Origin of the sequence: Dyadobacter sp. BE31 (genome assembly GCF_031457695.1) — a bacterium.
Classification (GTDB): Bacteria; Bacteroidota; Bacteroidia; order Cytophagales; family Spirosomataceae; genus Dyadobacter.
In genome coordinates this window covers 276,084-291,531 of record NZ_JAVDXA010000007.1, presented here as the reverse complement: position 1 = coordinate 291,531, position 15,448 = coordinate 276,084, and the positions used below count along the sequence as shown (strand labels likewise).

The following is a 15,448-nucleotide window of genomic DNA, read 5'->3' as shown; positions in this document are numbered from 1 at the left end:
ATCATGCATTTGCCTGCACCGCCGTCTTCCCCGGCAAAAAAATCGAAGGATCGCGGAGAAAAGCGGCGATCCAGATCAGTGCGAGCGGGAGGACGGCGTTGAATGCAGTGCCGTACGAAAGTTCTGTGGCGAGGGCGCCGGCGAAATAGCACGTCAGAAGGATGAACCCGATTTTCATGGTTTTTGGGTAAACGAAAAGGGCCGAGAACCCGATCTCCATCAGGCCCAGTGGAACGACGTAGTCCCCTACCCCGACTTTCGAGAGCTTCTCAACAATTTCGGGGTTTTGGCTCAGTTTCATCACGCCGCTAAGCACCGGCAGTGCCGACGCCAGGGCGGTCAGGACGATAGTAGCGATTTTCTTTGCTTTCATGTCTGTTTTGATTTTTTGCCAAAACTACCTACCTTTACTATACAAATGATAGTAATATACAAAAGGTTAGTAATAACCTTTTGGTTAGCAAAAATCAACATGGCTTTCACTCATCACAACGGAGAAAGACCCAGCCCGGCACAATGCTACAACAAACTCAATGCCGCAGGGGACGCATTGTATGTCATCGGGGGTAAATGGAGATTGCGGATCATCATCGCACTTGCCGAGGGACATAAAAGGTTCAATGAAATTCAGCGCGCTATAAACGGCATTTCGGCCAGAGTTCTCTCCAACGAATTGAAAGAGCTGGAAATCAATGGATTCGTCACCCGAAAAGTGTACACTGACTTCCCCGTCTCGATCGAATACGAGCTGACACCATACAGCGATACATTATCTCCGGTAATCGAGTCGCTGATCAATTGGGGAGAAATGCACCGCCAGCGGATCATGCATTCGGAGAAAGCGGAAGAAAATGACGCTATTGCTCTGGCAGAGATACTGTAATGTGCCACATATCGCCTGAATTGCTCACTTTTTCGGTTCCCCATGCACCCGGGCCCCCGTCGGGCCGCAGGTAGACGTTAAATACGAGCGTGCTGATTTGAGAACCTTTGATAAGCACGCTTCCGCAAGCAGCGCCATTATCGCAGTTGCCGGTTATGGGCGTTTTGGAATGCAATATTTTCGTTTTTGTCATATCAATCTGCATTTCTTCATTGCCCGAAAGCTTCGTCAGCGCCAGCGATGGCGTTTGCAATTCGAGCTCCGTGGCGAAGCCGAGTCGCTTGTCGCTGAAATTCGTAGTCGCGCCGAGGCCGATGAACGAAATCACCGGATTATCCACCGGTTTATTGAATTGCAATCGCAGCTTCCCATAATAATAGCGGCTCGTATCGGTCTTGGGCGCATTAGCGGCAAGCAACGGCTTCGCTGAGAGAAACACCTGCAACCCCGCATTCATAAACAGATTGACTCCCTTCCCCACCGGCCCCTGCGGATGCGACGTGAAGATTTTCCGGGCCGTATCGGCATAATAGTAGTTGGTATTGATCACCGGCACCGAACGCACATGCGTGCTGCTGGCACCGGAAGCCGCACCAAACGTCATACCCGTTACATGCTGAGGCACATTAATATACGGCTGGTCGTCGAAGCTGAACGTCACCGACAATTCCGATTTCAGTTTCTGGAAATAAATCCCCTCATCGGTACTTCCGTTTTTATTGTAAAAGAAAGTCATGGTTTGAGGGATCGAAGTAGGCCCTTTGGGGACGGGCGGCTGATAGCTGTTATTGACACCGTCCTGAACCAGTTCATAGGTGCTCAGAACGTTCGGCGCCTGAGCGAGGGAAGTGCTGACCGGGCCGGCAATAATTATGCATGTAAGCACCGATCTTATGGATGATAATGAGCATGTTAGCATGTGTAGAAAATTAAGATACGTTGAGACTAGTGCTGGCAATATATCATTTATGGATGAAGACACCCACTGATCCGCGCACGTCGTTCTCATTTTAGGAGGATAGTTCAAATTTATCTTCACATCTTACCATGGAACCCATCGAAAGCCTGTAACCTCAAACTAAGTAATTGATTATTAACTAAATGTAATGCTTGTGTTATTTTTCCCTATACGGAAGAGTTAAAGGCTGGTACCGATTTTTTAAAGGCGTAGCCGTTATGCCAGCACGATTTGAATTGTGATGTTTCGAGAACATAAGTAACCGCCGCGCAGAAAAGCCCGCGCGGCGGTTGTTGTACTGATTAGAGGCTACCGGGGCTCGGTGAAGACCTCTTGGACGTAGATATTTGAGAGAATGAATTTGCTATTTGTATACGTAATCGTATCCATTGCACCTGCCGCATATTGGACTTTATTAATCCTTACAAACTTCGCTCCAAATTGACACTGGAGTTCGCTCTTTTCCGGATCGTAGTACAAAACTTTAAAGTAATTCCACGGGCCTTCCAGCAGCCTGTAAGAGTCCAAAGGCGTATCATCTTCGGGCTGGCTTAGAAAATAGGCGCCTGTGCTTATTGACTCCAAAATGCATATTGCATTTTTACTATGGCTAACAGCACTATCGGTCAGAGTGTACTTACCGGGTTTAGTGTGAAAATAGTTCATATGTACCCTCTGATACTCTCTTTCACTAATTTTTCTCATAAGACTTACTGCTACCACGTCCATAACGCACATTTCCTGATTTACAGACGCGCCAAATTGAACCGTCATGCCGGTTTTAAAAGGCACACCATTTACTTCGCCCGTAAACACCTGATTTACCATATGTGGATTTACAGGTGGTTGTTTTTCACAGGACAGCAGGCCAGAAAGCAATAGTATAACTATATAGCTGTATCGTTTCATAGTTTAATAGGGTTACTTACGCGCAGCTGTCGATTTAAGATCTTGCTGCCGAATTGGATTTACAATGTTTTGAAAAATGGAATTAACAGTCGCCCCAAATAAAACAGGCGACTGCTGACTTTCAAACAAATAGGCTACCGCGGCTCGGTGAAAACTTCCTGGACATGGATATTTGAGAGGATGAACTTACCGTTCGTATACGTAATCGTGTCTACTGCCTCTCTCGCATGCTGGCGTTTATTGATCCGCACAAATTTTGCCCCTAACTGACCCTGCATCTCATTCTTTTTGGAATCATAGTACAATACTTTAAAGTAGTTTCATGGCCCCTCGAGAAGCCGATAAATGTCCATCGACACATCGTCTCCCGGGAATGAATCAAAACTTAAACTGGTTGTGATCGAATCCAAGGTGCATACCAGCCTGTCGCGATGGCTATTCGCGCTGTCGGTTAGCACATAATTTCCAGGTTCGGTATGAAAAAAATTCAGATGCACGATTGCATATTCATCATCCTCGATTTTTCTAACCAAACTCATGGCTATCACATTCTTATCACACATATTCGTTCTCACAGACGCACCATGTGGAACCGTTATCCCGGTTTTGAAAGGCACTCCGTTTACCTCGCCGGAAAATACCTGTTTTACCATCCATGGATCCATAAAAGGCTGTTTTTCACAGGACAACAAGCCGGAGAATAATAATATCAATAAATAGCTACATCGTTTCATGGCTTTAATGCGGGCTGGTAAATGACTTTTTTCCGTATAACCTGATTCCCACCGCGTGCGGTTATTATGTACGTACCCGGCGCCAGCCCTTTCCCTGCCAAATCAAACGCAACCACGTTTCGCCCGGCGGAACACTTAAAAACCTGCCTTTGAATGTACACCCGCCCATTAAGGTCTATCAGGCCAAACCCGACCTCCGTAGCCTTTTCAGCACTGAAAACGAGTTCACACGACCGGAAGTCGGATTGGGCTGCAAAACAGCTTCTCCGCCTTCAATTTGAAGTGAATCGTCGTCCTTCTGTCCCTTTCGATATCCACCATTAGGGTCGTCATCCACCCATATCTGCATCCAATACTCGATCATTTGCCCGTCCGCGGATATGATCTTCAATTTCAGGTAAAACAGATGATTGCCGTTGTGGTACAGCCCAACATTGTAAAACTCCCCGGTACCGTTCCCCGAATAGTTTATCCCATCCGAAGATTCCTTCCACTGGTACGAATAAGGCGGGCTTCCACATTTGGCGATGGCCTCATAGGTGTATACCTGATACGCATATCCGCTTGTCGGCCCGTAAATCGAACCACTCAAAACATTTGGTTCAGGGCGAAATGCCTTCACGATCGGCGATTTATCGGTCATCACTTTCGCGTTATTATGGGTGGCATTGCCCATCGGCGAACCTGCAAAAATTTTGTTCGGATTTGAATAATAAAAGATTTTGCTGCCTGGCGCAGTACCGCTCGCTACTAATGTATTGACACCCGAGAATATATACCCTTGCGCATACGGCAATCCGAAGATTTCATTCTCGTGATTACACCCGAAAAGATGGCTTAGTTCGTGCGCACCAACAACCGGAACAATGGGAAAGTTTAAATCTACAATTGCGAAACTTCGGCTACTATTCGGGTGATGGTAAACCTCTGGATCTGGAACTCCTCCCGCGTCACCGTGATCCTCCCAAGAAAACAACAGTACAAGGTCTGCCTTATTCTGATTGCACAGATTTTGCACAGAAGCGGTATTACTAAGAGCAAGAGCGTCTTTTTTGATGTCATAGTCTTTTTGAGTAAAAGTCGTCTGCACCACCCCCACCAGCTGTACGTAGGCAGTATTTGCCACCCCGCTATTCGTTACCGTCTGATTGAAAATGTCCAGGGTATTATATGCGTGGTTAGTCGCCGAAATCGGGTTCACATTATTTCCGTATAAGAAAAGCACCCGAATATTGCTCGTACACGGCTCGATCTTCGCATTGTCACCCGGCTTTCTTCCGCTTTTGTCAATGTCGGGCTCGGCCTGGATTTTTTGCATCGCCGAGCCAATCCCCGAGGCGCAGAAACGCTCTTTCCAGGCGTCGTTCTCATACCCCATCAACAGCTGGCCATCTTCGCCCAGGTCGCAGATTTCGTACGACCGCTCGGGCTCCTGGATGATCCCGCCCTTCATCCCATTGCGGGAAGTGAGTATTACCGACAGCAGACTTTCTCCTACTGTTCCATAGAGTTTGTAATTACGGTCGTCGGAGTACTCGATCGTTTTAATGTGCACGTCGTGCGTTTCGGCACGACCCGGAATGGTGATCTGCATGCGGTTATTGGACAGCACTTCGGCAATTGGCCGCATCCGCACGATGATCGTTTCACCGTGGTACCGCCCATTGTTGGTAAGGCCATCAAATAAATGCTTCCCGTTTTCAGAAAGGCTTGCGTAATCCGGTGTATCCGGCAAAAGAAGATCTGTGCGTGCTCCCTGCGCGTAGGCGCGTATGAATGAAGTGCTCGCAATGGCCATGCAGGCCAGGCAAACCGCAAAAAAGCGGGAACGCATTACATTACCATTAATCCGAAAAAAGTCCATAGGCATACCTGTTTAAGTTCCTTAAAAAACTGAACGAGAGCCCGCGGCAAGCCGCGGCAGGAACGGAGTAGGTAGGTGCCCGACCAGGGGTACCCGGCCATGGTACTTCGAATTAAATGGATATTTTTTTCAAATCAATTGGAAATAGGTCACCGATGATCAAGCAACCGGGATGAATTACCAAGCAACGTTATTTCACCTTTGTGCCACTTTCTCCTGCAAAATTTTAGCCACACTTTCCTGTAACGGCGGGTGCAAATCGGCAAGGAGCCACCAGGTGTGGATTTTGGCACCGGCATCGACAAGTTTCCGGACCACTTCGAGATGGTGTTCGCGAGCGCCCTCGTGGGCGGTAGCCCAGAGCGTCTGATCGAGCACCGTACCGCCGAATTCATTGCGCGCTTCGAGCGGCGCTTTGCGTGCGAGCAGCAGATCCACCACTTCGGGGTAGCCGAAATAGCCCGCCCAATGCAATGCCGTCCAGTCGCGATGGTCTTTTGAAGCGGGGCTCACCCCTTTTTCGAGCAGGAAACGAACTGTTTCTGCCCGGTTAAGCATCGCAGCCCATACAAATGCAAGTGCCAGGTTGGCCTCCGGCGTCGGGGCGATTTTCAGCCATTCCACGCGCGCCAGCGGCGTGTCGGCTTTCAGCTTGCCGTCGTCGCCAAGATAGCCCGCGAGCTGCGCCGTTTTTCCCATAGCGGCGGCCGTCACCACGTTATCGACTCTCGCACCTCTCTCCACCAGCACCGCTGCCGACTGGGGATAATGGAAATAAATGGCCGTTACCAACGGCGCGCAATCGTCGCGGACACCGTTGATCGCCGCACCATAATCGAGTAGTTTTTCCGCCAGCGCCGTTTGCAGGCCGGCTTGGTATGGATGCACACTCGATACCAGCAGTTCCAGCGTCGTGCCCCATTTGGTGTCGTACGTATCCGCCAGGGCATCGGGTACGGCGCCGGCTGCGAGTAGCGTTTCGGCGACGTCGAGCCCATTCTGCGGGGTTACCTGCCTGAAATTCTCTGTCCCGTTGGCAGCGATGTAATGCAGCAGGGTTGCCCTGTGCCCGCGCGACGAGCGCTCGTGCACCATGGCCGGATTTTCCTCCAAAAGCGATTGCAACACGGGCAAATCGCCCTGCACGACGGCATCCACCGCCTGTTCGAATTTCGCAACCTGTGAGCCGGGCTCCTGCAAGTCGGCCATGTGCGTCAGAAACGCCGGCCAGTCTACAAAACCATGCTCCCTGGCCACCACAACGCGCGCGTCATCGAGGCTAAAATTGGTATCCGGGCGATTCAGCTGCGTCAGCCGCTCCGGTTCGGGATGGTATTTTCGAATGTACTTAACAGAATCCTTATGAACAGACCGGCAGGCGTCCGCCAGCGCAGCGGCTTGTTTTTCGTAATACTCCGGGGCCGGATCGGTTGTGAGAGGGAGAATATCGGTCGTGTTCATGAGTTCGGTTTGGTAGCAGCTGAAACATAAGACAATTAGTGCGTTTTTGAATAAAATACAAAATCCGGTTACTGACCGTATCCGCATTTCTTCCGGGTGTCCGAAATCAGAGAAGGCACCGGCCTTTTGAACGGACCAGTGCCTTCCCGCATTGTCTTTGTCACTTCCTGATTCTCCGAATCACCGACGACCTTTTGAGGCCTGCCTACCGGTCAACAGTAAGGTGTTTTTGTATTTCAACCTTCCCGTCCGGGCCGGTGACCGTTAACACATAACTGCCAAGCGGCAGCGCGTTCGTCGCCACTTCCACTTGTTTCCCGGTGGCGGTGGTTCGTTTTACAGTTCGTCCGGCATTATCGCGGATCAATATAATTGCCCCGGGCCGGATGTTTTGCAGTACGACGCGCTCACGTGCCGGGTTAGGAAATACAATGGCGGCCTCGTCTCCCGCTCTCTTGATGGACTTCATCGACGAAAAGCTTACCGTACCGTCGGTATCCACCTGGCGGATCCGGTAATAGGATGTCCCCGGGAGCGGCGTGGTGTCCAGGAAATCGTAATGCTGCTCAATGGACGTATCGCCCTTTCCCTTTACCTTACCCAAAGCCTTAAAGTGGCGCGCGTCAGCACTCCGCTCCACTTCGAAGTAATCGTTGCGCACTTCCTCGGAAGTAGACCAGCCTACACGCACTGCCGATTGCTCCACCTCCTTCAATTCCAACTCTTTAAACGTCACGGGAAGTACCGCGCAATCTTCTGTTGAAATGGAGGTGATGTTCGCATCCATCCAGGCTAAGTGACCGAGCAGCCAGGTTTTCAGGTATTGAACCTCCTTCGCGTAGGTGTTGCCGGGCAATGTATAATGCTCATTGAACATCACCGCCGTTTCAAGGATATTCCACTTCGAGAAATTGCGTTGCATGGCATTCTGCGCCGTCAATTCTGCCTGTTTCTGGTCAATGAATGCAGAAATGGACGCATCGCTCCACTGAGTCTGACGGAGCTGCTGGTAGCGCCCCATCAGTTTGCCTTTGAAATAACAATCCGTAAGCAGGCGTGCAGGCCAGAAAATGGTCATGGGCGGACGATCCGGGCAGTAGATATTAAACTGCCAGGCCCACGAGCCGGTCGGCAGTACCGAAAGCTCATAGCACCACTGCTGGTTCCCCATCGACTTATCGAAATCCCACGGAGCACCCATCACGATTTGGCCGCCCTCGTCGTCCCGTTGCTTGTACAGGAAGGTACTCGCCCGCCAGTTGTCGGAGTTCTTGGTGATTTCCTGCAACAGCAGGTAATCGATGGCCGCATCTTCGTCGAGCAAAGGGCGGTAGCCGGCCGTCGCATCTTTATAATTCGGGCCTGCCAGTATCTGCTCGAAATTGTCAATGTGGTTTTTAATGTAATTGAACTGCAAATCCCGGTTGGCAATGTTGGTATAGTTGTGCAGTTTGGGATATTCTACATGAAAAAGAGGGTGCGGCTGTGCAGGCGCATTATTACCCGCGAAACCGGACGTCCATTTCATGTCTTCATCTTCCGCCACCTGCAACAGGTAGCCCCCGGTGATTTTCGCCGGATCGGTATCCGTTTCGGAAAGTTTTTTGATGTTGATACGGTTTGAATTTCGTTTAATCTTCTCCATCAGGATATACACCCCGTGGTACGACATTCCACCGATTTCATTCTTAAATACCTCCACATAACGCGTACGCGGTGAGTACCGGCCCGTACGTGTATACATTTCATGCGCGAACACATCACGGATAAACGACTTATCACCATAGCAGGCGTTCAGCACCCAATCCGACTCCGCGGGCATGCCAAGCAGTGAAGCATCTACGCTGCTACCGCCCACATCCCTGATTTCGACACTGTAAGACTTTTTATCCCAAAAAATGGATGTGTTCCCGCGGATTTCGATGCCGATGTTACTTTCAAACTGGAACACATTCGAGCCGGAATTCATGTCGAATGAATGTATTCCGCTGCCATTCGGAGCGGTGATCTTAAATGACGCCGTGATCTTGTTGTCGTTCTCGATCACCGCGCCATTCGTATTGATGACAACAATGGGCAGGTTCGACGTGATAGAGGTTTGGGCAAGGCTGGTGACACCGTAAAGTATCAGCATTAAACAGCCGGTGCAACGAATCCGGAGCGAGTGTAGAATTGAGGCCATAAACGAACGTTGATTAACTTAATAATTTATTAATATATAAATATAAAAAGTTAATAATCGCTTCACATTGAGGCAGTAAAGTTTCTACTAAGCGGTTATTCCAAATAACAAGCCTTGCCCAAACAATGTCATCCGCCGTATACATTAAAGGCCAGCAGATGTTTCTTGAAAATCGCTTCGAAGCGGTCGGCTTCCTTGTCCTGCTTCGCCCTACGACATTCGCGGACGATACTTTGCAGGATAAAAAGATCGGTATTCACATCACGGCTGCGACCATTGTCTTTCGCTTTGATCCATGAGAGGTTTTCATCCGAACGAATGGCCATCACACGTGCAGAATCCAGCGCTTTTTCATTCTCGCCCACATCAAACAATGCCCCGACAAATCCTGCGGAAATCTGATCGTACGGAATGGTGTCGTCGGGCATGACAGACATGGCCTTGTCGACTACCTTGCGGGCCTTGTCGATCCTGTTTTCGGCAATGAGCTGCTGCGCGAGCCGGAGGAACGAAAGCCTGGCTGTGATCACCGGCGCGCCGCGGTAGGCGTCGTCGTAGTACACTTCGGGGTTGTTCGTTTCCCGCCATTGCATTTTGTTCATCATGTTGTCGTACATGATATCGGAGTTGACGTAGCCGTCCGACGCGCCCGGAACGCGCACCGGCAGCAGGCGGTAGGCATAGCCCTCGAGTTGAAGGTATTCCTGCAAACCAAGATTGTGCGACGAACCCATTGTCGACGAGAAATACACCGGCCGTTTCCAGTTGTTGCTCGAAATGATGTCTAGCATCACCAGGTCGCCTTTGAGCAAGTCGGTTTCGCCGATTTTCCAGCTCATAGAATCGCTCAGATAGGGCGTTAGGTCGCTTTTGACGATATTCATTTTCTTAACCTCTTTTGTATCAACCGGCAGGAACAGCGTCGCAGACGGCAAGATCGAGGTCATATCGCCGCTGGTAAGCGGTACCTGGATCGCTTTGTTGTCCTGGCGGATCAGGTCAAGATATTCTTTCAGGTTAATGCCCCCTTTCACGGAAGGAATCTCGTAAAACGGCAGGTATTCGTTTTTGCCCAGCTGGTAATTCCCCGAATCCAGTGAGAGCGGTAGCGCATCCGACTGGTTGATCTTCCGTTTCAACTGTTCGATATACCAGTCTGCCCCCAGGAACGTCTGCACGCACACGCGCACGTCGGTCCGGAAGCCCTCCACTTCCTGCACATACCACAATGGAAAGGTGTCGTTATCGCCCCCTGTGAACAGGATCGCGTTCGGTGCGCAGGAATTGAGCAGGTTACGGGCAAAATCCACGGAATGGTACCGGTCTGCCCGGTCGTGGTTGTCCCAGCCCCGCGCCACCATGATCGCCGGCACGGAAAAACAGGCCAACCCGGCGATTCCGGCACGCAATGCCGGTTTGTGAACAACCTTTTCCAGAAACTTCGCCGCTGCCATCACACCAAAGCCGATCCACATGCAGAAAATATAGAACGACCCCACGTAAATGTAATCGCGCTCGCGCGGTTCGGCGGGCGGAGAATTGAGATAGATCACAAGCGCGACCCCCGTAAGAATGAACAGAAAACTCAGCACCAGCAGATCTTTCCGCCGGTGATAGTACATATATATAATGCCCGCAACGCCCAGCAAAAACGGCATCATAAGGAAATTGTTATGCCCGCGATTCTCCCCGATGCTTTTCGGAAACGAATGGCTGGTTTGCCACGGCATCAGAATGCCCGCTCCCTCCCGGTCGCTTTCGCGCCCGACAAAATTCCACAGGAAGTATCGCCAGTACATATGCCCGAGCTGATGCGAAAACAGGTAAGAGAGGTTGTGCCGCATCGTCGGCTTCTGGCCCTCAGCAACTCCCGTCATTTGCTGGTACAACTGCGGATGCCCCGGGTTAGCACTATACATCCTCGGCAGCAGCATTTTGCTGCCCGGCTCATATTCGTACACCGGCTTATAGTCGATCAATACATATTTACCATCTTTTTTGGCGTAAACAGGCGCTCCGCGCTTTTGGCTGACGGGCCTGGAAACGTAGGAAGGCCCGTACAGCAGCGGCCGGCTTTCGTACTGCTCCCTTTTGAGATAATACACAAACCGGAGAAGGTCGCTGGGATTGTTCTCATTGATGGGTGTGTTGTACCCCGACCTCACCAATACCAGCGAATAGGATGCATAACCTATGAGGATAAACGCAAGCGAAAGCAAGCCGGTATTCAGCAATGCGCGGTGGGTGCGGTGCGAAAAGCGTATTCCCCAAACCAGCGCACCCAGGAAGAGGATCGTGAAGAATGCAATGCCGGTGTTGTAGGGCAAGCCCAGCGAGTTGACGAAGAAGATCTCGAATTTTCCCGCCAGCTCGGGCAGCCCCGGGATGATGCCGGCATTGATAATATCCAGAATCAAAAGGCCCGACAGAAAAGCGATCGAAGCGCCCAAAAAGCCGGGTTTAGGATATTTTTTGAAATAATATACCAATGCCAATGCAGGTATTGTCACGAGGTTCAGCAAATGAACACCAATAGAAAGCCCTATCAGATAGGCGGTTAGGATCAGCCAGCGGTTTCCGGTAGCGGGGTCGTCGATGGACTCCCATTTAAACACGGCCCAGATCACAATGGCGGTAAAAAATGAAGACAAACCGTAAACTTCGGCCTCCACAGCCGAGAACCAGAACGAATCCGACCACGCATAGGCGAGCGCGCCCACAGCCGCCGCACCTGTCACAAGCACCACGTCCGCTGTGCTGCCGTCCTCAGGCTTCTTTCCAATCAGTTTCCATGCAATCAGACTGATGGTTTTGAATAGAAAAAAGATCGTAAACGCGCTGCTCAGCACGGAGACCATGTTGATCCAATAGGCCACTTTCATCACGTCGCCAAGGGCCAACAGGGCAAACAGCCGTCCGATCAGCAGGAAAAGCGGTGCGCCGGGCGGGTGCGGCACCTGTAATTTGAATGCACACGCGATGAACTCACCACAGTCCCAGAAGCTGGCGGTTCGCTCCATCGTCAGAACATAGGTGATCAGGCTGACGGCCAGTACGGCCCACCCCGCCAGGTCGTTCCATTTCTTTAAGGATATCATGTTTGAAGGTGTTTTGGATGAAGGACCAAAACTATTCAACATGACACACGGGCGTCACACCGGCGCTCTTAAAAAAAGTTAAGAAAAATAGCTGATAATGAGGCTTTAACTTTATTTAACAACACATACGCTTGGTAGCCGACCGCTGAGCATAGGGCCTTCGGCCCGACGATGGACCATGCGCACTGTCCGAGAAGAGGCCTTTCAATCCAAGACAAACATAGTCCATGGTCTGCGGTCCATGGTCGGTTCCGCCTCCGTCAGAAAAGCAGGGATATGCAATAAATAAGAGAGCTCCAGAGTAGCGAACCCGCGGTAATGGTAATCATAACACCACACAGAAACGGCAATTCAGCTGATTTTGAAAGTTTTACCGATCTTTCCATTCTAAATAACAACTTTTTATGATAGAGGTCTAAGCCCTGCGACATGCCTGTTGCAGTTCCATCCGTAAAAGTAAATATTCAAAATGAAATGGTAAGTAGTCTGACTTTAATTGTAGTTTACTAATATATCGACGGCATTTAGTAGCACTTCTACGTACATATAGTACAATTTCAATTCACCAGTTTTTTAGCTGAATCCGGTCTTGCGCCGTTTATAGATTTCCACCTTCTTGAACAGCTCCAGAATGTTCGTCACTTCGAGTTTTTCGAAGATCCTGGCCTTATAGGTCGACACCGTACTTTCCTTGATATTGAGGTCGATCGCGATATCCTTCGTCCATTTGCCGGTGAGCAGCATATCCATGATTTCCAGCTCACGATTCGAGAGAATTTCGAGCGGGCTTTCCTTGCTTTCGCGTTCGAGAAGCGTGTTATTGACGAGCTGGTCCTGGATTACATTGCTGATGTAGGTCCCGCCGGAGAGCACGGAAGTGATCGCTTTTTCCAGTTCTTCGTTGGAGGTATCTTTCGGCAAATAGCCGTTCGCACCGGCTTTTACGTAATGAATAGCGTACAGTTCTTCATCCTGCGACGAGAATATCAGGATTTTCACCTTGCTCTGAATGTCGCGGATCTTGCCGATCATATTAAAAGCTTCACCGCCTGGAATTTTGATGTCCAGGATCACAAGATCGAAGAATCTGGATTGTAGAAGTTTGAGTGTTTCACTAAAAGTAGCCGCCTCGATAACCGTTACCGAGGGTAAAAAATCTTCAATCAACATTTTAACGCCCATTCGCACAATGGAATGGTCTTCTACCAGCAAAACTGTTTTCATTCAATAATACTTTTACTTCAAATCAGTTTTAAAAGTAGTTTAATATAAATGAAATTTTGTGTAGAAAATTGACTACACTAAAATTATTTTGAAAAAATAATGTGAACGGAAGTCCCGATGGGCTGGTTGGGCTTCACGTGCAGGCGGGCGCGTATGAGCGTACTGATTTCTTTGACGATCAATAGTCCCATTCCAAAGTTCTGGGCAGCGTTTTCGTTTGCAGGAAGCTGCTTGGCATCGCTGTTGATCCATTCGCTCACCGTACTTTCCATACCCGGGCCGGTATCGTTCACGATCAGGTGCAGTTCCTCCCTGAAATCCTGGTAAGTAACGCTGATAGTGCCGCCGTTGGTTGCTTTGTTCGCATTGTCGATCAGGTTATGCAGGATGATGCTCACGAGCTGCGCGTTGTTCTTGATAATCACCCCGGGCGTCACCGCATTTACGAATCGGTTGGCATTCACTTCCGCATCCTGCGTAAAAATGGCAAACTTTTGCTCAACCATTTCATTCACATCCAGGTACGTAAAGTGCACATTGGTATTCTTGTACCGGAACTCGGTGTATTCCAGCAGGTTTTTCATAAAATGATACAGCCGGTAGCTCGACTGGCTGATCGCCCGTACCGTCGACAGATCGGGGTGGTTGCGGGCCAGGCGGCCGGTGGTGGTCATCAGGAAGCGCAGCGGGCTTTTGATATCGTGGGAAATGCTTGCGATGAGGTGCTTCTGATGGGTATATTCCCTTTCCAGCTTCCTGCGGGAATCTTCCAGGAATTCAAGGCTCGACCGCAGCTCGACTGTCTTGGAATCGAGGTCGCTGATTGTATCATAAAACGAACTGAAAAAGAAGTAGTTAATCAATACAATCAGTGTAAAATTCTGAAACAGCTGTATTGCAATGGTGATGCGCCCGGAGCCCTGCGGCCCCCAGGAAATGTATCCTCCCAAATGATGCCCCAATAGCACATACGCAATGAACGGTATCACTGCCAAAGAGGAATAGATGACGCCCCAGCGGTTGCCCAGGCCGTAGAACGCCGCCACAGTAACCACGACAAGGTATTGCAGTGTCACCAGATCGAACCCCTTCTGAAAATAATACAGGTTGGTCCAGATGATGACCATGAAGATGAGCATGGCTGCATGGGCGGCTTTACGCCATTGAAACCCACTCGCCACGGCGATGTAATAAACCACCACGATGCCCAGCAAAATGGCGGCCCGTATCGCCTGTAAACGGTAATGCTCCAACTGGTAGAAGATCAGCAGCAGCGTAGTGGTGACAATTTTCAGGTTAAGTGCGTAAGAAAGTACTTTGATGCGCGCCCGGTTGAGGATACTCGTTTCACCTACTAACTGTTTTCGGACAGGCCATTCCAGAATCGATCGGATCATGTATTCACGTTTTCTAAACCGCCGTTCGTCTTCGGGGTCGGACGATGCGATAAGATCCAAATCTACCTAAAATACGCAACAGATGGTGTAGAGAAATTGCCACAAGCAAAACAATGGCAATCTACAATGGCTTTTTAGGGCTGATGCTACATTTGTAAAATCCTGCAAATGAATGATCGTGGAGTCGAATGCAAGATCCCGGACTTGAACGTATGAAGTACGTTAATAAACGTTGAGTATAACTTACACCTTCCGGTTCTACCGAGAAGGTGTTTTGTTTATCAATGCTTTGATGGGGAAATCCGTTTGGCTGCTGGCCTGTATGATGATGAAAAAGAGGAACGTAGTAAATAACGACTTTTGAGTGGTGTGTGCCTGGTTTTACTTACCCGGTTTGTCCTGCGTTTGTTTCTTTGATTTCTTCACTTCACCTGGTGTAAACTCCCCGTTAATCCATCTTACAAAGTTTTTAGATTGTACCTGATAGACCTGGGCTGACAGAGGCTTCAAATCTGATTTTTCGATTTCGAGAAGATAATCAGCCAGAAGCCTGTTGATCTCTTCCAAATATTTGCTTTGCGTCTTCATGAGAGGATTTTTGTGTTTTTACAAATAAAGAACTATTCTGATACTCAATCAAGTGCGTGATTTTCGTATCACTGTGCAAACATAGTCCTTTCCCACTATTCTATCCTCGGTTTTGGGGTGAGAACGCTGAATTCTAGGGTGTAACGACCC

General features: G+C 49.5%; 13 protein-coding genes. 1 reads left to right on the top strand and 12 read right to left on the bottom strand.

Annotated elements, in window-relative coordinates; translation table 11 throughout:
- Nucleotide 1: 1 nt before the first annotated feature.
- Nucleotides 2-373 (bottom strand): DoxX family protein, encoded by a 372-nt coding sequence (locus tag J2Y43_RS29035; RefSeq protein ID WP_309990879.1) that lies wholly within the window; start codon nucleotides 371-373, stop codon nucleotides 2-4.
- 99 nt (nucleotides 374-472) lie between these two features.
- Between J2Y43_RS29035 and J2Y43_RS29030 the strand changes: the two genes are divergently transcribed.
- The gene (locus J2Y43_RS29030) at nucleotides 473-883 is read left to right on the top strand and encodes a helix-turn-helix domain-containing protein (protein WP_223405019.1); all 411 of its coding nucleotides are present in this window, start codon (nucleotides 473-475) and stop codon (nucleotides 881-883) included.
- Here the strand turns inward: J2Y43_RS29030 and J2Y43_RS29025 are convergent.
- The 11 genes from J2Y43_RS29025 to J2Y43_RS28980 all read right to left on the bottom strand — a co-directional run bounded on the left by J2Y43_RS29025 (nucleotide 858) and on the right by J2Y43_RS28980 (nucleotide 15,298).
- A complete protein-coding gene (locus tag J2Y43_RS29025; protein WP_309990874.1) occupies nucleotides 858-1,769 on the bottom strand; it encodes a hypothetical protein in 912 nt (303 codons plus the stop codon). The two genes, J2Y43_RS29030 and J2Y43_RS29025, sit on opposite strands and share 26 nt — an antisense overlap.
- Nucleotides 1,770-2,150: 381 nt before the next feature.
- On the bottom strand, nucleotides 2,151-2,750 hold the full coding sequence (locus J2Y43_RS29020) for a hypothetical protein (RefSeq protein WP_309990872.1): 600 nt from the start codon (nucleotides 2,748-2,750) through the stop codon (nucleotides 2,151-2,153).
- A 320-nt stretch (nucleotides 2,751-3,070) separates the two neighbouring features.
- On the bottom strand, nucleotides 3,071-3,415 hold the full coding sequence (locus J2Y43_RS29015) for a hypothetical protein (protein WP_309990869.1): 345 nt from the start codon (nucleotides 3,413-3,415) through the stop codon (nucleotides 3,071-3,073).
- Nucleotides 3,416-3,480: 65 nt separating this feature from the next.
- Complete coding sequence (locus tag J2Y43_RS33665; RefSeq protein ID WP_409014509.1) at nucleotides 3,481-3,645, bottom strand: hypothetical protein; 165 nt, start codon at nucleotides 3,643-3,645, stop codon at nucleotides 3,481-3,483.
- Nucleotides 3,646-3,662: 17 nt separating this feature from the next.
- Nucleotides 3,663-5,348: a zinc-dependent metalloprotease family protein gene (locus J2Y43_RS29010; RefSeq protein WP_309990865.1), complete on the bottom strand. Its 1,686-nt coding sequence runs from the start codon at nucleotides 5,346-5,348 to the stop codon at nucleotides 3,663-3,665.
- A gap of 195 nt (nucleotides 5,349-5,543) precedes the next feature.
- Nucleotides 5,544-6,809 carry an ankyrin repeat domain-containing protein gene (locus tag J2Y43_RS29005; protein ID WP_309990862.1) on the bottom strand — a complete coding sequence of 422 codons (1,266 nt, stop codon included), beginning with the start codon at nucleotides 6,807-6,809 and terminating at the stop codon, nucleotides 5,544-5,546.
- Between the two features lie 205 nt (nucleotides 6,810-7,014).
- Entirely contained in the window at nucleotides 7,015-8,943 is a 1,929-nt protein-coding gene (locus tag J2Y43_RS29000) for a CotH kinase family protein (RefSeq protein ID WP_309990859.1), read from the bottom strand.
- 176 nt (nucleotides 8,944-9,119) lie between these two features.
- Complete coding sequence (locus J2Y43_RS28995) at nucleotides 9,120-12,089, bottom strand: DUF2723 domain-containing protein (RefSeq protein WP_309990857.1); 2,970 nt, start codon at nucleotides 12,087-12,089, stop codon at nucleotides 9,120-9,122.
- Between the two features lie 573 nt (nucleotides 12,090-12,662).
- Nucleotides 12,663-13,313, bottom strand: a complete 651-nt coding sequence (locus J2Y43_RS28990) for a response regulator transcription factor (protein ID WP_309990854.1) — start codon at nucleotides 13,311-13,313, stop codon at nucleotides 12,663-12,665.
- Nucleotides 13,314-13,396: 83 nt separating this feature from the next.
- Nucleotides 13,397-14,710, bottom strand: coding sequence for a HAMP domain-containing sensor histidine kinase (locus tag J2Y43_RS28985; RefSeq protein ID WP_309990851.1), 1,314 nt, complete (start codon nucleotides 14,708-14,710; stop codon nucleotides 13,397-13,399).
- A gap of 381 nt (nucleotides 14,711-15,091) precedes the next feature.
- Complete coding sequence (locus J2Y43_RS28980) at nucleotides 15,092-15,298, bottom strand: hypothetical protein (RefSeq protein WP_106596393.1); 207 nt, start codon at nucleotides 15,296-15,298, stop codon at nucleotides 15,092-15,094.
- Between the last annotated feature and the right edge of the window lie 150 nt (nucleotides 15,299-15,448).